18 protein-coding genes are annotated in these 17,617 nt (G+C 49.8%); 8 read left to right on the top strand and 10 right to left on the bottom strand.

Going from position 1 to position 17,617, the window contains the following annotated elements:
- Nucleotides 1-5 precede the first annotated feature (5 nt).
- Together NUS69_RS08770 and NUS69_RS08765 are read right to left on the bottom strand one after the other, a co-directional pair.
- Nucleotides 6-617 carry a DUF257 domain-containing protein gene (locus NUS69_RS08770; protein WP_258083420.1) on the bottom strand — a complete coding sequence of 204 codons (612 nt, stop codon included), beginning with the start codon at nucleotides 615-617 and terminating at the stop codon, nucleotides 6-8.
- A complete protein-coding gene (locus tag NUS69_RS08765; RefSeq protein WP_258083419.1) occupies nucleotides 607-1,212 on the bottom strand; it encodes a DUF257 domain-containing protein in 606 nt (201 codons plus the stop codon). Before NUS69_RS08765 ends, NUS69_RS08770 begins: the two co-directional genes overlap by 11 nt.
- Nucleotides 1,213-1,473: 261 nt before the next feature.
- Between NUS69_RS08765 and NUS69_RS08760 the strand changes: the two genes are divergently transcribed.
- The 3 genes from NUS69_RS08760 to NUS69_RS08750 are packed head-to-tail and all read left to right on the top strand — an operon-like array spanning nucleotide 1,474 to nucleotide 3,348.
- Entirely contained in the window at nucleotides 1,474-2,262 is a 789-nt protein-coding gene (locus NUS69_RS08760) for a hypothetical protein (RefSeq protein ID WP_258083418.1), read from the top strand.
- Nucleotides 2,263-2,267: 5 nt separating this feature from the next.
- On the top strand, nucleotides 2,268-2,714 hold the full coding sequence (locus NUS69_RS08755; RefSeq protein WP_258083417.1) for a hypothetical protein: 447 nt from the start codon (nucleotides 2,268-2,270) through the stop codon (nucleotides 2,712-2,714).
- A gap of 1 nt (nucleotide 2,715) precedes the next feature.
- Nucleotides 2,716-3,348, top strand: a complete 633-nt coding sequence (locus NUS69_RS08750) for a hypothetical protein (protein ID WP_258083416.1) — start codon at nucleotides 2,716-2,718, stop codon at nucleotides 3,346-3,348.
- 58 nt (nucleotides 3,349-3,406) lie between these two features.
- Here the strand turns inward: NUS69_RS08750 and NUS69_RS08745 are convergent, their stop codons facing one another.
- Nucleotides 3,407-4,858, bottom strand: coding sequence for an NAD(P)/FAD-dependent oxidoreductase (locus tag NUS69_RS08745; RefSeq protein ID WP_258083415.1), 1,452 nt, complete (start codon nucleotides 4,856-4,858; stop codon nucleotides 3,407-3,409).
- A gap of 156 nt (nucleotides 4,859-5,014) precedes the next feature.
- On the opposite strand from NUS69_RS08745, the gene NUS69_RS08740 reads away from it, so the two are divergent.
- The 4 genes from NUS69_RS08740 (at nucleotide 5,015) to hisS (ending at nucleotide 8,826) form a co-directional block, all read left to right on the top strand.
- Nucleotides 5,015-5,560, top strand: coding sequence for a CBS domain-containing protein (locus tag NUS69_RS08740; protein ID WP_258083414.1), 546 nt, complete (start codon nucleotides 5,015-5,017; stop codon nucleotides 5,558-5,560).
- A 22-nt stretch (nucleotides 5,561-5,582) separates the two neighbouring features.
- Nucleotides 5,583-6,725 (top strand): cation:proton antiporter, encoded by a 1,143-nt coding sequence (locus NUS69_RS08735; protein ID WP_258083413.1) that lies wholly within the window; start codon nucleotides 5,583-5,585, stop codon nucleotides 6,723-6,725.
- Between the two features lie 106 nt (nucleotides 6,726-6,831).
- Nucleotides 6,832-7,446 carry a MarC family protein gene (locus tag NUS69_RS08730; RefSeq protein WP_258083412.1) on the top strand — a complete coding sequence of 205 codons (615 nt, stop codon included), beginning with the start codon at nucleotides 6,832-6,834 and terminating at the stop codon, nucleotides 7,444-7,446.
- A gap of 66 nt (nucleotides 7,447-7,512) precedes the next feature.
- On the top strand, nucleotides 7,513-8,826 hold the full coding sequence (hisS, locus tag NUS69_RS08725) for a histidine--tRNA ligase (protein WP_258083411.1): 1,314 nt from the start codon (nucleotides 7,513-7,515) through the stop codon (nucleotides 8,824-8,826).
- 208 nt (nucleotides 8,827-9,034) lie between these two features.
- On the opposite strand, the gene NUS69_RS08720 is transcribed toward hisS, so the two are convergent.
- The 7 genes from NUS69_RS08720 to NUS69_RS08690 form a co-directional block, all read right to left on the bottom strand.
- A complete protein-coding gene (locus NUS69_RS08720) occupies nucleotides 9,035-9,460 on the bottom strand; it encodes a hypothetical protein (RefSeq protein WP_258083410.1) in 426 nt (141 codons plus the stop codon).
- Nucleotides 9,461-9,491: 31 nt separating this feature from the next.
- On the bottom strand, nucleotides 9,492-9,623 hold the full coding sequence (locus tag NUS69_RS08715; RefSeq protein WP_258083409.1) for a hypothetical protein: 132 nt from the start codon (nucleotides 9,621-9,623) through the stop codon (nucleotides 9,492-9,494).
- 57 nt (nucleotides 9,624-9,680) lie between these two features.
- Nucleotides 9,681-9,932: a hypothetical protein gene (locus NUS69_RS08710; RefSeq protein ID WP_258083408.1), complete on the bottom strand. Its 252-nt coding sequence runs from the start codon at nucleotides 9,930-9,932 to the stop codon at nucleotides 9,681-9,683.
- Between the two features lie 6 nt (nucleotides 9,933-9,938).
- Nucleotides 9,939-12,890 (bottom strand): hypothetical protein, encoded by a 2,952-nt coding sequence (locus tag NUS69_RS08705; RefSeq protein ID WP_258083407.1) that lies wholly within the window; start codon nucleotides 12,888-12,890, stop codon nucleotides 9,939-9,941.
- Between the two features lie 139 nt (nucleotides 12,891-13,029).
- A complete protein-coding gene (locus tag NUS69_RS08700) occupies nucleotides 13,030-13,164 on the bottom strand; it encodes a hypothetical protein (RefSeq protein WP_258085145.1) in 135 nt (44 codons plus the stop codon).
- Nucleotides 13,165-13,234: 70 nt separating this feature from the next.
- Nucleotides 13,235-14,617, bottom strand: coding sequence for an acetyl ornithine aminotransferase family protein (locus NUS69_RS08695; RefSeq protein WP_258083406.1), 1,383 nt, complete (start codon nucleotides 14,615-14,617; stop codon nucleotides 13,235-13,237).
- A 39-nt stretch (nucleotides 14,618-14,656) separates the two neighbouring features.
- Nucleotides 14,657-16,207: an alanine/glycine:cation symporter family protein gene (locus NUS69_RS08690; protein WP_258083405.1), complete on the bottom strand. Its 1,551-nt coding sequence runs from the start codon at nucleotides 16,205-16,207 to the stop codon at nucleotides 14,657-14,659.
- Between the two features lie 240 nt (nucleotides 16,208-16,447).
- Between NUS69_RS08690 and NUS69_RS08685 the strand changes: the two genes are divergently transcribed.
- On the top strand, nucleotides 16,448-17,449 hold the full coding sequence (locus NUS69_RS08685) for a tyrosine-type recombinase/integrase (protein WP_258083404.1): 1,002 nt from the start codon (nucleotides 16,448-16,450) through the stop codon (nucleotides 17,447-17,449).
- The last annotated feature ends 168 nt before the right edge of the window (nucleotides 17,450-17,617 follow it).

Below are 17,617 nucleotides of genomic sequence, written 5' to 3'. Positions count from 1 at the left end.
CGCGGTTATATTTCCAGGCTCATGCCCTCCTCTTCCAGATGGGGGGACTTGGCTATTAGAACCCTCCCATCATTTTTGACGATGAGGACGCGTGTAAAAGCTTCCTCAAGAAGGGCCAGATACATGCCCTCGACCATCTCTCGGTTGACAAAATAGAAAGTTATTCTTTTGGAGTTCCCGATGAAAGCCGAGGCGAGATTGGATAGGGCAAGTATAAAACGCCTATTGTTGTTTTGGAGTGGTATCAGTCTTTCGGGGTTCAGTATCAACGTAACAGTCCCCGGGTTTTTCGAGTAACGCTCCCGCAACTTCTGGATAAACCTGCTTAGGAATATGCCGGGATCCTTGTGGGGGTCTACTTCGAGTATTACCCTGCCCCATTGTGAAGTTCCTCCGACTTTTATCCTGGCGATGTTGTCCGGGACGGAGGTTCCGGAGATGCTGAGCCACCTCAGGATTGGCATGAGGGAGTCTATTATGTCGATTACCAGCATGTTGTTCCAGCCGTAGTTTGTCCCTATGAGGTGGAAGATGACAGGATGTTTTGAGAGCGATGTGTGCTCTATGAGGACGCTTTCTCCGGGCTTTATGGTTCCGAGGTACTCCTCAAATCTCATCCTCGCTCACCTCCGGGAATTTCAGCAGTTCCACCCTTCTTCCAGAAACCCGGAGCACATAGTCCGAGTCCTGTTCAAGCCCCTTCCTGAGGTACTCGGAAGCTATGCTGGTGTTCAGGAACAGGAAGTTCATCTTACATCTGATCGGGAGGTATCTCCGGGTTACGGTTTCAAAATACCTTTCGAGCTTTGGAGGATTGTCGAGAAACGTGAATGAGAACTTCTCCATCCCGAGGACTATTGTGTGATTTCTGCTCTTTTCGGGGACGTTCTTTGCCAGCCGTCCGTAGGATGCCAGATGGTGTTCAAAGTCCTCTATGACGTCCACCAAGCCGAGTACGTTTCCTATCCTTATCGTCCCCTTCTCCTTTATCACGGGTACGTCATCAAGTTCAAGGCTCAAGCCCGCAAACCTGAGGTTCTGCGTGAAGATGTGGAGGGTGTCCCATATGTCGACTATCAGTGGGGTTACTCCCACTTCTCTCCATCCCATCAGTATCTCGTAGAATATCCTCTCGGGATGGTCCGTTGAGCGGTACTCTACCAGGGCAATGCCGTCCTTCTTCCGCAAAAGTCGTTGAATTATCTCGCTCATGCCAAACCACTCATACCAACATCTGCGCTGGGTCTAAATATACCTTGCGGGTACAAACGGTGCCTTCCTTATTAATAATGACAATTGCATCGTCATGCAACTCCTTTACTCTGGCTTCTTTTTGTTCATTCTAAGAGCAAAACCCAACTCTGAAAAAATTTGCACTCGAAAAAAAATGAATCAAACTTACTTATAGTAAAAGAAAAAATTTATAAGGAAAAGTTGTTCATATGGTAATGCAAGAATTCGGGGGAGGTGAGCATGATGCGATGGCCGGGTCTAATGGCAGTCCTCATTGGACTGCTCCTGTTTGGAGTAACGGCAGAGAGCGTAATGGCATCTCAAGTGGTTGTAGACAGTGACTATGCCTATGGCACTAGTGGGATAATGAAACTATCTGGAGCCCTTTACAGAAACACTGAAGATTCCGACTCCAATCATGATTATTATGCGGTTAAGGTCACAGTGACAGATGTAAAGTACAGGAATAACGGATGGGTCGGCCCACTATATCTGTACGTTGATATAGGAGTTCTTCCCACAACAGCTATAGAAGTTCCTGAAAACCACAGACCTCAGGCAGGGATTGTATTAAGCCAGAATTCCGTTTCTTTTAGCTATGAGGGAATTGGATTTAACGTCTACATCCCAAGGGCATTTATCTCATACTATGAAAAAACCGATTCGCTCCATCACTTTATCTGGGAAGTTAGTGGGACCAAACCAAGCTGGGTTGGGTGGTGGTTTGTATTTGATGACTATGCCGAGTTTGCGGTAGGATTTAGGGTACCTCAAAATTCACAGGTTGCTACAGCCACATATGCCTATGGTGAATGGTATAAATTCTATGGGGCGGTATTTAAGAAAGTTGGTACCGATAGTGCTGTAATTGGTATGGACAACAATCCGACCTCTCGCTATTTGGCAAAGGATGCACTTCAGCGGCTCAAAAAGAAGAACAAAGATATCCTCAAACTCCCAGAGGTAATAAAAGCCAGCGATGAAACTTTAAAATTGATTGGAGGTAGTCAAATGCCGGGAATGAGGTGATCAGGTTGGGCGCTTTGTTATCTTTTATTTATTTCATTCTAGCGGGGGCTTTTGGTGTTGTGAAAGGAAGCTTTCTCATATTACCGCTCATTTTAGGTACTTTAGTTTTGATGATCTTTTCTATAACCCTTAGAGAGAGATTGTTGGGCCTGATCTTTGTAGTTTTGCTGTTTGTTTTGAGAATACTCTATGTATCCGAAAGTATTACTCCCCTTCTTGTCTTCCTATCCTTTATTTGCAGTGCTCTCTATGTGCTGGTCCCTGTACTGGGGAGGAATGACCCAAACTCCAACATCTTGATGTTTGCCTCGGCATTGGCTCTCTTTGCCGTTGTATCAACTGTAACCTCTGACAACTATGTTCCTGCCTTAATTTTTGTAATTCCATCCATCCTTAGTCTGAGCCTCCTTTATTTTTTCAAAGTTCTCATTATACGATGGGAGGGGATTTAGAATGGGAAACAGAACACGAACTGCTGGTTGGATTCTGGTGGTGTTTGTAATACTTTCCAACATGCCAACAGTGAAGGGTGGAGATACTTTCACTAAACACATCAACGCAACTGTTGATGAAAAATGGATACCCCTAAATATGACGCATGGGGATATTTTGAAAATCAAAATAACAAGCATAGATGTTGCAGAAAACATCACATTCGTTAAGGGACCCGGTATTGTGATTAGCCCTGTTGGAGGTAGGTATCCATCTCTTTCCCCAATAGTGGTGCTTTACTTTGATATGAACGGGAGCATATATGCATTCTTTCCTGGAGAAAGTGTTTATCTTGGGACGTGGAAGCCGGGAAGCGATGTAACGGTACTTTTGACTACCCGGAGAATCCTGCTTTACAACGGTAACGTTTCGGCTTCTTTTGAGGCTCCGACAGAGATAGAGCCAGTAAGCTATCTTACGGTTAGGACGTCATCGGTTACACTAAACGCTACGATTGCGGTGATGAAGACGAGGGCATTTGAAGGCCGAAAACAGTCATTGGAAGTGATTCCCTCGGTTAGCTTTGTGTTCTTCGCCGTAGTAACTTCAATCGGTGCTGCTGGGTTGGTGGTATTATTGAGAAGGCGGAAATAATCCAGATGCGTACTACTTGAATCATGACGAAAAGGAAAGAATAGGTTTGGACGGATTATTAAGTTATCCTCTCAATTCTTTCCTTCCAGTTGCCAGGCCTCCTGAAGTCCTTCTCCGTGTAAAGGCCCTCTTTCTTGAGTATCCCCCTCGCCGCCAGAATTCCCGTCGCGGCCGCGTTGACTATGTCCCTGCTCAGTCCGGCACCGTCGCCGGCGGCAAAGATACCCTCGATGCTCGTCTCAAGGTTCTCATCGACCTCAACCTTCATGGCGTAGTATTTTATCTCGGGCGCGTAGAGCAGGGTGTGGTCGCTGGCAACTCCAGGCAGAACTTTATCGAGCTTCTCCAGGCCCTCCAAAATGTTGGTGACAACGCGATGCGGCAGGGCCATCGCTATGTCCCCTGGAGTGACGTGCTTCAGCGTCGGCTCGACGTCGCTCCTTCTTATGCGCGCCCATGTGCTCCGCCTCCCTCGCCTGAGGTCGCCTAGCCTCTGGAGTATCGGTTTCCCTCCGCCGATCGTGGTAGCCAGCTGGGCTATGCTCCTCCCGTAGGCGGTGGTGTCCTCGACCGGTTCGGTGAGCTCTATCCTCGTCAGGAATGCGAAGTTGGTGTTGTTGCTCTTTTTCTCGTGCATCGAGTGGCCGTTTACTCCAACATAGCCGTCGTAGCGTTCTTTAACCACGAAGCCGTTCGGGTTGGTGCAGAAGGTCCTCACGAAGTCGTCGTAGGTGTCGGTGTATATATGGAACTTGGGGTCGTGGTTTATGCTCGTTATGGGCTCCATGATTATCGCGGGCACCTCCACTCTAACGCCGACGTCGATCGGCCCGTGTCTGGCTTTGAGGCCTATCCTCCCTGCCACCTCGTGGAACCAGTCCGCGCCGCCGCGGCCCGGAGCGACGATGATATAACGGGTGTTTATGTCGAAGATGTCCTTTCCCCTCTTTACCTTCACCCGTCCCTGTCCGAATTCCAGGGCCTTCGTCCAGAGGAGGAACTCCACGCCCTTGCCTTCGAGGTGGCGCTTTACCTCCGCGATAACCCCGGGCGTTCTGTCCGAGCCTATGTGCCTCTGGATTATCGGGATGAACTTTACTCCGGCCTGAGCCGCCCGCTGCTCCCAGTACCTGACCTGGTCGGGGTTGCCTTTGAAGAGGTTCTTCGGTGCCTTGTGCCTAAGGAAAATCCTGTCTACCTCCCAGACGAGCTGCCAGGCGTAGTTCTCGTCCCCGGTGAGCTCGCTCAGGTCGCCCCCGATGTCTGGACGGAGGTTTATCGTGCCGTCGCTAAGTCCTCCAGCACCGCCGATACCGCTCATTATGTGGCAGGGCTGGCAGCCTATGCAGTAGCCGAGCTCGTACATCGGGCATATCCTCTGGTCGATGTCTCCACCCTCGTCGATTATCAAAACCTTAAAATCGCTCCTTTCCGCCAGCTCGTAGGCCGCAAAAAGCCCCGCCGGGCCGGCGCCGATTATGACGACATCGTAGGTTTTCTCAGAAACCATATTTCCCTTGCCGAGGTTTATGGGAAATCCCTTAAAAAGTTTTTGGCAGATTTTTGGTTAATTTGCTCTTTTCATGTTCCAAATTTCGACAGCAATATGGCAATGACTTCCCGAAACCTTTAAACAGAATTGGGCACTACGGTTCTTAGTGGGATAATGCCTGGGGAGAAATCTAAAAACGCCAAGGCGAAGAAGATAAAGATAATCCACAGCAAGAGGAGGCTCCTCCAGCTTAAGAGAAAGGAGGAGATGAGCCACAACATCAGGTACATCTCGAAGGTTCCCGTCAGTGTCGTCATGGACAGGGAGTTCCTGAAGGTTAAACCCAGCGACTCTCTTATTACCCTGATAGAGAACATGGGTGATGAGGAGAGCTCCGCCGTGGTCGTCGATGACTCGGGATACCTCGTTGGTTTTGTAACGATGAAGGATGTGCTCCATTTCTTTGACGTCCCAAGGAGGCATTCAATAGTGGGATTCGGCCTCCTCAAAAAGTATTCAGTCACGAGGGCGACCTACGTCAGGGACATCATGGTGACGAAGCCCATAACCATAAGCATCAATGATAACCTGGGCCATGCCATAAGGATCATGCTCGAAACGGGAAAGCACCACCTCCCGGTGGTTGATGAAAAGGGCCGCGTTCATGGGCTGCTTGAGGTAAAGGATATAATCCGGCTCATCCGCATAGTCTCGCTTTGACAACCTCCAATCAGGTGGGAGCATGGACGTCTTCCTGGAGCTTGCAGTGATACTGGTGACGGCCAAGCTGGGAGGATACATAAGCAGCAGGCTGGGCTTTCCGGCTGCCCTTGGCCAGATAGTGGGGGGAATCCTTCTCGGCCCTAGCCTCCTGGATTTCGTCACATACGGGGAGGGTGTGAGGCTCATATCCGACCTCGGTGTCATAATGTTGCTCTTTCTGGCAGGCCTCGAAACGGACATGGAGGAGTTCAGGGGTGTAGGCCTTCCCGCCTTTGTTATCGCTTCCCTTGGGGTTGCCCTTCCCTTTGTCTTCGGTTACTTTGTGACCATTGGGTGGGGCTATCCGAAGATGGAGGCCCTGTTTCTGGGTGGAGTCATGACGGCCACGAGCGTCAGCCTAACCGCCAGCGTCCTTATGGAGATGAAGCGTCTCAGAACGCGCGTTGGGGCGGCGATTCTGGCGGCGGCCGTTGTCGACGATATACTGGGCATAATCATACTCACGATACTCGTCGGAATGAACACCAAAGGAACTGTTTACACCCAGGATATAGCCATACTTCTCGTTGAGATAGCCGCGTTTTTCTTCTTCAGCTATCTCCTCGGCAGGGGAATTGTTAAGAGGGTTCTCCGCGGTTCCCATAGAATAAACCTGCCCGAAACAGTTACCACCGTTGCCCTTGTTGTCATGCTGGTCTTCGCTTACCTGGCGGAGTACTTCCAGATAGCGGCAATAACCGGAGCTTACCTGGCTGGAATACTCGTTGCTGGGAGTGAGGACGCCAGAAAGATAACCGACAAGATAGTTACCCTCGGCTATGCCTTCTTCATACCCGTCTTCCTGGTCGGAGTCGGCGCCGAAACTGACGCCCATGTCGTATTCGCCGCTGGAACATTTGCGTTCATATACTCCCTCCTGGCGATAGCCGGCAAGGTCATCGGCTGTGGGATCGGTGGGATTCTCTCGAAGTTTAACCTCCATGAGTCCATCCAGATAGGTGTTGGCATGATTCCGAGGATGGAGGTTGGCCTGATAATGGCCAACATAGGCTTGGCTGAAGGGGTTCTGAGCCAGCAGAGCTTCTCCATAGCGATAGCGATGGTAATGGCGACGACGCTCGTGACACCACCCCTGTTGAAGGTCGCCTTCTCAAAGGGTTAGCTCGGCCAACCGAGTGCTCATCACGGCTCAGACAGTGCCGGTCTCGTCATCGCTCAAAGTACAGTTATGGGCATAGCTTTATAAAACCCTCACCGCAGTGGCGAACATGAGCGAGTGGCTTTCGATACTCAGTTCGGCGCTCTTCATGCTCATCATGATAGACCCGAGCGATAAGATACTTCTGGTCAGCCTCCTCCGCGAGGACTTCCACATAGAGGACATAAGAACTCTTATCGTGAGGGCGAACCTGATAGGCTTCCTCCTGCTGTTCATCTTCGCGGTTTCCGGACAGATAATCCTCCAGCAGATATTCCACATAGACATAAACGCCCTCCGCGTTGCAGGTGGCTTCGTGCTCTTCAAGATCGGTCTGGAGGCCCTTGAGAGCGGCGGAATGCTCACCCTCAAGAGGGAGAAGAACATACTCGCCCTTGCCGCGGTTCCTGTTGCGACACCTCTGATAGCGGGCCCGGCAGCCATAACCACCGCGATAACCCTGACGGCCGAGAAGGGCCTCTACCACGCCACCGCTGCTATATTCATCGCCATACTCCTCACGGCGCTCACCATGTTCATAACCCTCTACGTCATCAAGAACGTGAGCAAGACGACTCTCGGTGTCTTCATAAGGATAATAGGTATGTTCACGATGGCGATTGGGGCGCAGATGATGGTGCAGGGCGTCGTTGGAATATACCTGCTCATGACGTCTGCTGGATAAATGTCGAAAACCCCTGGGCTAAACTTTTAACCTCTTCCGCTTTTCCCAGGAAAAGGAGGGTTGAAGATGAAAGTTAGACTTGAGAGGGTCAAAGGAACGCGAGATTTGCTCCCCGAGGAAATGGCCAAGAGGAGATGGGTATTTGAGAGAATACGCGAGGTCTTCGAACGCTATAACTTTCATGAGGTACTCACGCCGACCTTTGAATATACCACGCTCTTCCAGCTGAGGAGCGGCGAGGAGGTCGTCGAACAGCTCTACGCCTTCGACGACAAGGGCGGCAGGAACATCTCACTCCGCCCGGACATGACTTCGAGCGTTGCCCGTCTATTTGTCAACTCCTTCCAGAACGCGCCCAAGCCGATAAAGTGGTACTACATGGCCAACATGTTCCGCTATGAAGAGCCCCAGAGCGGCCGCTATAGGGAGTTCTGGCAGGCCGGCATTGAGCTTCTCGGAAGCGATAGAGTTGAGGCCGATGCAGAGGTCATAGCCCTCTTCGTTGAGAGCTACCTTGCAACTGGCCTCAAGGACTTCACGGTCAACATAGGCGACCGCGTTCTCCTCGACGAGTTCGCCAGGATGCTCGGCGTTAAAGATGACATAGGTCTGATGAGGCTCATAGACAAGAAGGACAAGATGAGCCGCGAGGACTTCATAGGTGCCCTGAAGGAATTTGGGCTGGACGATGAAGGGATTGAGAAGGTTCTCTCGCTGATCGAGATTAAGGGGGAGCCCGACGAGGTTCTCCCAAAGGCGGAGGAACTCTTTACGAGCGAAGAGGCTGAGGCAGAAATCAAGAGGCTCTACGGGCTGGTCGACCTCCTCGATGCATACGGCGTTAAAGACCGGATCCTCATAGACCTCGGCATCGCTAGGGGCTTCGATTACTACACGAGCATAGTCTTTGAGGCCATAGCGCCCAACGACCTCGGCATTGGGTCAATAGGCGGCGGTGGGAGGTACGACAACCTCATAGAGGTCTTTGGGGGCAAACCAACGCCAGCTACCGGCTTTGCGATAGGCATAGAGCGCCTCATCCCGATACTCGAGTGGAAGGGCCTCATTCCGGAGCCCAAGCTCAGGCCGGACGTTTACGTTATCCCGATTGGAAAGGAGCCGGAGCTCAAAAGGGCCGCCATCGAGATAGTCTCCTCCCTCAGAAGGGTCGGAGTTAAGGCCGACTACGAGCTGACCGGGAGGAAGCTCAGGAAGGCCCTGGACTACGCCGGAAGGCTCAACGTGCCTTACGTCGTCCTCGTCGGAAGGAAGGACCTCGCGGAGGGCAAGGTAACGATAAGGGACATGGAGAGCGGCGAGCAAAGGATGGTGGAAAAGGAAAAGGTTGTGGACGCCATCGCTGGGATGTTGAGGGGCTAAATTTCGTTCTATGTTACCTTTCTCAATATTCCCCTATTTGCGGTGGGGCGGTGGGTTTTGTTCCTTTTCCTTTCCGCAGTCTTCCCTCAGTTCTCCTGAAAGTGGGTACTCAATACTGGGCATGTGGGTTTCTCTGTATTGACCGTTCCTCTAGGTGGCGTTGTTATAGTCCTCCAATGTCCTCCTAATGAAGCTTCTTCTTGGGGCATTATGTCTCTAATATTGTTTTCGCTGGTTTGGCCTCCAGTTTTCGTCTCGTGGTTTCCAGGAGCAGTAACGTAACCGCTGTAAACGCCGCGTTCACAATGAACAGTTGTGGAGTTTCAAACGTGCTTAACGCCAGCAGTGGAATTGCGATTTCGAAAGTCCTGTACAGGGTTCCTCCCCATTTTAGGATCTGGTCAAATCGGGTGAAAACCCTGTAGATGACGTATGTAACTCCAACTCCCACCAGAAGAATGCCCGGTTGCTCCGGTGGGTAATACGCCACCATTGCAAACACTGAGATTATTAGGCTCAGGATTGGAGCCGTTGCCAGCAGGATTTTCTTCCTCTGAGAATCACCGGCCATATACTTGGCGGCTATCAGTATGGCTGCTAAAAATATTGTAAAAAACCAGAGGGTTTCAAGCACCAGTACACCCCAGTCCCCACTATTCATACGTTCAGCCCCCAATAATATTATTGTTAGGCGTTTCTCGATCCTCAAGCAATGTGTGGTAGTGTAATATCCATGCCAGTTCTTTACCTCCTTTAACCGTTACTGTTTCAAGTATTCCGATTATCCCAGACTTCAATCCTCCACCCGTGCTCTCCATCCTTGGGGTCTTGTGGTAACTACTTTAGAGTCTCCCCTACAAATTATGACCTTTGTCCCTCTTTCTGTTCTGTAGTCTTCTCTCCAGCTCTTTAGGGGTCAGATATTCGATTTCTGTGGAATTCCCGATGATGTAGGGCTCCTTTTGGGTCATTCTTTTTTTCTGGCTCACCATAAACGCAAGTACAAGGATTAAGAAGCCTATAAAATCCCAAATACTAATCTCCTCTTGGACAATTACCGCAGAAATATAAAAGATAAAGATAAGAATCCAGTATCTAACCTCCATTGCAGATCACCCCACTAACCAATCCAATACCTTCTTGAGGAACTCTTTTCCTAGTTCTTTCAAACCTGCTTCTGCTCCAGCCTTTACAGCTGCATATTCCACTGTTAGATATAGCCCAAGAACTTCGGCACTCGTCTTGCCGATCTTGAAATAATAAATCATTGTTTTCTTCTCCACGTATCCGTCGTATTTGACTGTGATGACTTCTTTCTCACTTTGTGTTAGTGCTTCTGTCGTTGGCATAAAGTTTATTGCCTTGTAAATTTTCAGGCTTATCGTATGATTCTCGGGCAAGTAGTAGATTCTTGTCGAGTTGTAGCATACTCCACGCTGGCATACAGTTCCGCCGCTTTCCTCAACAGTACGAACAAAGCTCAATGCAGTTGCTGATGGTCCATACATAATTTGAGCCAGTCCATCGCTGAACTTAACCTCATACTGTAGATTTATTGAGGAGTTTATTGGTAACGTTCTTATATTAAGCCAAAAGGTCTCGATGTCATCAATCACAACTCTTGGGGCTATTTGGATTTCTGGACCTTTATTTTGTATAGTAACGGTACAAGAAACCTTGTCTCTGTCCAGTCTCCATTCATACAGCCCAACTTCTTTTGGCATACAAGCGAAGTCTGTAATTTCCAAGTTTGCATTGATTGTGTTGGATCCACTTTTCTGACTATCTCCGTTGGAATTGACCCTGATGCTCCCGCTCCTCGACGCCTCCAGTTTTCTGCCCTCCCAGACTTCAACCCTCCACGCATGCTCTCCAGCCTGGGCAGTCCAAGTTAAGCTCACCACCCCAGAACCCCCGGCACCGATCGTGAGGCTCTCCCTCGACTTTTCTTGACCATCAATGAAAAGCTTTACCGTTAATGTTCTGGATCTGGAAACTGGGTTTTTCACGCTCACGTCAAAACTTACACTGTCCCCGTGTGTCGGATTCGCTGGCGAGACGTCAACGCCGGTTATGCTTAAAGTTCCTGAAGTCACTGTAACACTTTTACTGGCGCTCTTTGAGTGTCCGTTCCAGTAGATTGAAGCGTGAACAACGTAAGTGCCAGTGTCAGTGTAAGTTATGGTCTTTTCATACAGAATGGTTTTCCCGTTTGCCGGGACGTCTGTTGTCCCAGTTTGTGTGGATGACTTGGTTATGGAATACGGGACTGTGATGGAGTACCTCACCCCGCTCAAGGCCTTGCTGTTGTTGTTCTCCACGATAACCCTGTAGGTAACGCTCTCACCCTTCGTAATGCTCTCCCGTGAGGCTTCCACTCTAATGCCGACCATCCTCCAGTCCACTGGAGACTTAAGGTTTATCGTTGCCGAGTATTCCTTTGTTACAGTCCTCTCCTGACAGCTGGGGGAGGTCGAAAGTACCCCCTGGTTTCCGGAGAGCGGCACTGCGCCGCAGGAGGGGGTATAAGCTATCTCAACTTTTCCACTCACGATAAGCTCCCCGGCCATTGTGTGGGCCAATGTGAAGCCTTTGGTGTTCCAGGTATAGCTCTCCCCAGAATTGAGGAATGAGACAGTTCCAGAGTCAGAACCACCGGTTGTGTAATCCTTAACGTTGATCCCGATGTTGCTGACCGCGTTGTTCTCTGCCTTGAGAGATACCTTAACATGGTACGTGACCTCACCCGAAACGTTCTTGTCGACGATAACTGCCACGTCTGTTATCGTCAATATACCTGGATCGTTCTGGGTATCGAGCGCTCCCCTGAGCACGTTTGAGTCTATTAAAACTCCGTCTAGGGTTACTCCACCGGCATCACTCGAACCGGTAGTGATTGTGCCAGTTGTTGTAGTGGAATCCAGCGGGAGCTTCGGTAGGGGATCAGGGATTACTGGGTCGCCTGGCTTGATAGGAACCGGTTTTACCGGTGTTGGGTTTGTTATGGGGGTGCTCGTGACTTCACTGGAAACTACTGCAACCTTTAGGGCCTCTTTGAGCTCGGCAATCTTTTGATTGAGTATGGAATCGATTTTGGGGTTGTTGTTTCCATAGTTCCTCGCTTTTATGAGGGTGTAGACATTGCCCACCAGCTCGTATGCTCTCAGGGCGCTGGGCCAGTAATAGGTTGTTTTCTCTGTTATGACCTCGGTCGTCGTTGTTTTTTTCGTGGTTACGGTGATCAGCAGCCCACCGTTCTCTACCCATATAATTGAGTCCACACTTCCCTGGAGCGGGGAGGGCGAAGCGCTTTCACCGTAGGATAACAGGGTGACACTCCCGCCGGCGCCTGTTATGAGGTCATACATTGACTGTCTCAATGTTTTAGCGGCAGGCTCCATTCTCTGATAATCCCTCTGGGAATACCTCAGGTACAGTATAACCCAGTCCCCACCGAGTGCTGGGTTCATGAGGTAGCCGCCACTTACCTGAGGGGCTTTTTGGGTGCTCGTCCATTTCCATCTTTTCAGTGTCCATGCCTCATACTCGTTGTATTTGAATGCCACGTTGATGAATGCCATTGAGAACTCCTCAAGAAAGGCCGTCATGTTGAAGTCTTGGTTAATCTCTCCAGCGTTCTGGGCAATGTACTCTTCCAAAGCCTGGATCTGAGTGTCAGTCCAGCCTTGAGCCTTTAAGGACTGGACAGTCTCGTTGGGCAGGCCGCTCTGGCTGATGTTTTGCGCCATCTCTTGGAGCTCTTGAGCGGTGTAATAAGTTTTAACTCCTGAGGATTTCAGTTCTTCCAGAGCCTGCCAGATTAACGCTGAGACATTAACCGCGTTCTCAGCGCCTAGGCGGGAGTTCTGGATCAACTCCTGGGCGAGGGAGACATTACCTGTGGAGTTGAATTGGATCACGAGTTCGGCTTCCCTGTTAAGAATCCGCCAGAATTCCTCGTAGGGGCCGGTTGTTGCCGCTTTGACGTAGTTGTTTGACGCTCCCGCACTTACTGTCATGCCTACAATTAGCATTACCAACCACAGACCTATTAATTTCTTCATACCTGCTTCACCAAAATACTAGAGACAGTATAAATTTAAAAGATTTTTCTATTCAGATTTAGCACACCACTTAAAATAGTACACAAAAAATGGATACTAATTTGAGAGCAGTGAAGCCCGGGATAAAAAGATTCAAGATTTAGTATCTCCTTGTTTCAACCCTGAACTCCCTTGCCTTTCGCCTCATTCTCCATTCCTCGATTTTCCTCACGAACGGACAGCGGGAGCGCCATTTCCAGTAGGCCTTTCTCAGTAACTCGAACATCTCCAGCACCGGGATAACCTCTGACGCACGGCTTAAAGGGTTAGCGGATGAAGAAATATTAAAAAGAGCCCTGAGGCTCTCAATGCCACGTCACGACCCTGTGGGTGACCTTTCCCGCCAGTGCGTCCTTCAAGGCATCTTCCATTATCTCAAGGCCCCTCTCGGCCAGCTCCTCTGTTATCACGAGCGGTGGCGTTATCCTGATGACGTTTCCGGACATTCCGTAGCTCGGCAGGATGAGGCCCAGCTCGAAGGCGCGCCAGCATATCTTCCCGGTAAGCTCCGGGTCCGGCTTTCCGTCAGGTTTGACTATCTCTGCTCCTATCATCAGCCCCTTCCCGCGGACGTCTCCGATTACTTCGTAATTTTCCTGCATCTCCCTCAGTCGCTTCTGGATGATGACACCAACGCGCAGGGCATTTTCTAGCAGATTCTCCTCCTCAATTATTCTCAGCGTGGCGTAGGCAGCCGCAGAGATGACGGGATTTGCTGCCGGCGTGAGAAGCGCCGAACCGCTAGTGAGCCCTTCCATCAGCTCTCTTCTCCCGATGACACCGCTGAGCCCCATACCGCTGGCAACACCCTTTCCGAACGCCAAGAGATCCGGCTCAACATTAAACCACTCGCTCGCGAACCACTTCCCGGTTCTTCCGATTCCAGTCTGCACCTCGTCCATAGCTAGGAGTATCCCGTGCTCATCGAGGAGTTTCCTGAGCTCGATGAAGAAGTCATCGGGAGGCACGACTATTCCGGCATCCCCCTGTATCGGCTCGGCTATAAGGACGGCCGTTTCATCTGGAGGAACCACATGGGCAAAGATGTAGCTCTCAAGGTAGTCGAGGAAGCGGTTTATCAGCTCGTCGGGCTCTTCGTAGCCGTCTACTCCCCAGACGTTCCGGTAGGGGTTGGGGTAGGGCACCCACACGACGTTGGGGATGAGGGGGGATAAACCCTTTTTCTGGGAGCTCTGAAATGCCGCTATCGAGGTTGCCCCGTAGGTCTGTCCGTGATAGGCACCGATAAAGGCTATTATCCAGGGTTTTTTCGTTGCAAACCTCGCCGTCTGCATGGTTAAATCCATCGCGTCGCTTCCGCTCAGTCCGAACAGAATCAGGGGGTCTTCGATGGGGGCCTTTTCAGCGAGCATCTCGGCGACCTCTATGGCTCTCTTGCTGTAGGTGTAGCCTATCATTGAGTGCTGTATCCTCGCAACCTGCTCCTGAACTTCCTTCACCAGTTTTGGATGTGCGTAGCCGGTGGAAGCCGCTGCCGCTCCAGCTAAGAAGTCTATGAATACGTTGCCGTCGACGTCCTCTATCAGTGCCCCGTAGCCCCTCTCCGGGACAACGGGGAAGAGCTTGACACCAAGGCCGGGGGATATAACCCTCTTTTCCCTCCCTATCAGCTTTCTGGCCTTTGGGCCTGGAGGAGTGACAATTATTCTCGGATACTCAGAAGACATAACTACCGCCCCGAAATGTTAAAGGAAAAAACGAAAAGGTCACGGGTTGGCCGCGATGAACTCGTCGGTCTTTTCTCTGACGAACCAGAACAGCACGAGCAGGCCTATGAGGTTCGGTATTGCCATCAGTCCGTTCATCATGTCTGAGAAAGTCCAGACCGTTTCGAGCTTGGTCACTGAACCGATGTAGATGAAGACGACGAAGAGCAGGTTGTAGATGAGGTGCAGCCTGGGATAGAGCTTGGCAAACTTCTCTGGGTCCTGCTCAAGCCACTTGGCGAGGTACATGACGTTCTGCCTGCCGTAGAACGACCAGGCGAGTATCGTAGAGTAGGCGAACAGCACGATGCCTATTGCAACCATTATCTCGCCCGCATGTCCGAAGGCTGCCGCGAAGGCTGCCTGGGTGAGCGGTGCGCCGTTGAGCTCCGGGTTGAGGTAAGCCTCGGTGACAACTATCGAGACGCCGGTGAGGGTACAGATTATCAGGGTGTCGATGAACGGACCGAGCATTGCAACGTGCGCCTGCCTCGACGGGTGGTCGGTCTTGGCCGCGGCGTGGGCAAGGGTTGCCGTACCGAGACCGGCCTCGTTGGAGAACAGACCCCTCTTGACACCCCAGAGGATGACGTTTCCGATGGCCCCGCCGGCGACGGCCTTTCCGGTGAAGGCATCGTTAATGATAAGTGCGATGGCGCTTGGTAGCTTTCCTGCGAACTTTATCCAGACGCCGATGGCGAAGAGGAAGTAGATTATTGCCATGAATGGAACGAGGGCTTCAGCAACTTCACCGATCCTCTTGATACCGCCGACGATAACTATGAATGTCAAAACCGCCAGTACAAGCCCTGTGACCCACATCGGGACGTTGAATGCCGTCTTCATTGCGTCAGCAACTGAGTTGGACTGGGTCATGTTTCCTATACCAAAGGCAGCTATGGCCGCGAAGAGCGCGAAGAGTACCGCCAGCACCTTTCCGAGAGTCGGGTAGGCGTCGTCCTTGAGGAGGAAGATGCCCAGTATTGCAAACAGTACGGCGACTATTATTGCGCCGATCTGAAGCGCACCGCTGAAGCTTAATGCAGACTTGGCAACGAACAGAGCAAACAACAGGGTGAATATCGAGGCGAGATATTTGCCGGTCTTTGGTATGTTCTCCATGGCGAAGCCCTTTTCGAGGAAGTTGAAAGTCCCGCCTATCATGGTACCGTCTGGCAACTTGTCCCTGAAGGCGACACCGAGAAGACCCTCTGAGTACCTGGTTGCCATTCCTACGAGCGCCGTGACCCACATCCAGAAGAGGGCTCCGGGGCCACCGTAGTGGATAGCCGTTGCGACACCTGCGATGTTTCCGATACCAACGGTTCCGGCTATCGTTGCCATGAGTGCCTGGAACGGGGTGATGTCGCCCTCACCTTTCTTTTTTCTGCCCTCGAAGAGGGTGAACCTTATGGACCACCCGAGGCGGCGGAACTGAATCGCCTTCAGTATTATTGTCAGGAAGAGCCCGGTGCCCACCAGCAGTACTATCATCGGCAGGCCCCAGACTTCTCCGTCCAACCAGTTGATAAAGTCCACCAACATGCCCATTGAAGCACCCCCATATAAGTTCATTCTAGTGCATGTAAATGCCTTATGCCACGTTTGCTGACGTTAGTGTACTTTAACGTTAATGGTTATGAACATCATATGTTTTAAGGTTTGTGAAATATAATTGGATAAAATGTCATGCATTTGGCGCACTTTCAATTGTGTTTGTAAAATTGGAATGGTCGCAGTGGAGGGCATTCAGTGGGGGCTCTTGACTCTGGGTAACGTTATTAACCTCCAATGGCTAACCTCTGCAGGGATGATGAGTCTGGAGCCCCCTTGAGGTTTTTTGGGGAAACAAAGGAAGGGAAAGTTTTTACTGCTAAAAAGCAATACTTTAAAGGAAATTCTGCTAAAAAGGACAATTTTGAGAGTGAGACCCTCTTCACAAAGAAGTGGAGAATTAAAGAAGAACACCTGCAACTTTTCTGGGAGCACTATGAAAATAAAGACATCACACCCAGGCACAAAAAACATATAGAGAAGATTATCAACACTTTTCTGGAGTTCTCAAATTATGTAGTTGACTACCCAACACTGAAGAGGTTTTTCAAGATGATAGACAAAAAATGGAGTGATGAAACCTACAACAGGTACTTGATGTATGTAAAGAAACTTTGCAAGGTTGTTGGGGTTGATGAGAGATTATTAAACCTCTTCTCCTACAAGAAAGTGAACCATCAAATCAAAATAGTCAAAAAGGAAGATGTAGAAGAGTTTATTAGGATTGTCAAGGAGAGTAAACTACCCAATAGTGAGAAAGACCAATTAGTTCTTTTGATTCTCCTATTATCAGTTACTGGAATGAGGATTGTGGAGGCTTTAAAGTTGAAGAAGAGAGATATAGACTTAGAGAGTAGGGCAATATATATCCAATCAGAATACACAAAGAAAAGGGAGTTCAGGGTGACATTTTTCACAAACCAAGTGAGAAGCCTACTGGAAAAGCATCTACAAGGACTGGAAAAGAATGAGAGAGTATTTGACTTCACAATATACCAATCAAACAAAACATATTTAGATAAAATCTTCAGAGAAGACTTGAATACAGAATTGAGGCTTAAAGACCTCAGAAAATTCTTCATACAAGAATGGAAAAGGAAAAATGGGGATAGCATGGTCTTACAGCTGATTGTTGGGCACAAGGGATTAGTAACAACCCAAAACTACCTGAAACTGGAAATAGAGAGGCTTAAACAAGAGTATGATAAAGTTTTTTCACACATAATCTTCAAGATGTAATTGTTCTTAATTTCTGATGGGGGCTATGATTATTTCACAACTTATAATCATATTGCTCATAAGTTACATCATTGTGGTTTTGATAAGAAGACTACCCACACTTATTGCTGTAGTTGTTGTTAGTATCATTACATACTCATTATATGGATTATTACAAAGACATGGTGT

The sequence above is a fragment of the Thermococcus thermotolerans genome (genome assembly GCF_024707485.1).
Classification (GTDB): Archaea; Methanobacteriota_B; Thermococci; order Thermococcales; family Thermococcaceae; genus Thermococcus; species Thermococcus thermotolerans.
The sequence above is the reverse complement of the archived record's forward strand: the minus strand, read 5'-3'. Positions and strand labels throughout refer to the sequence as shown.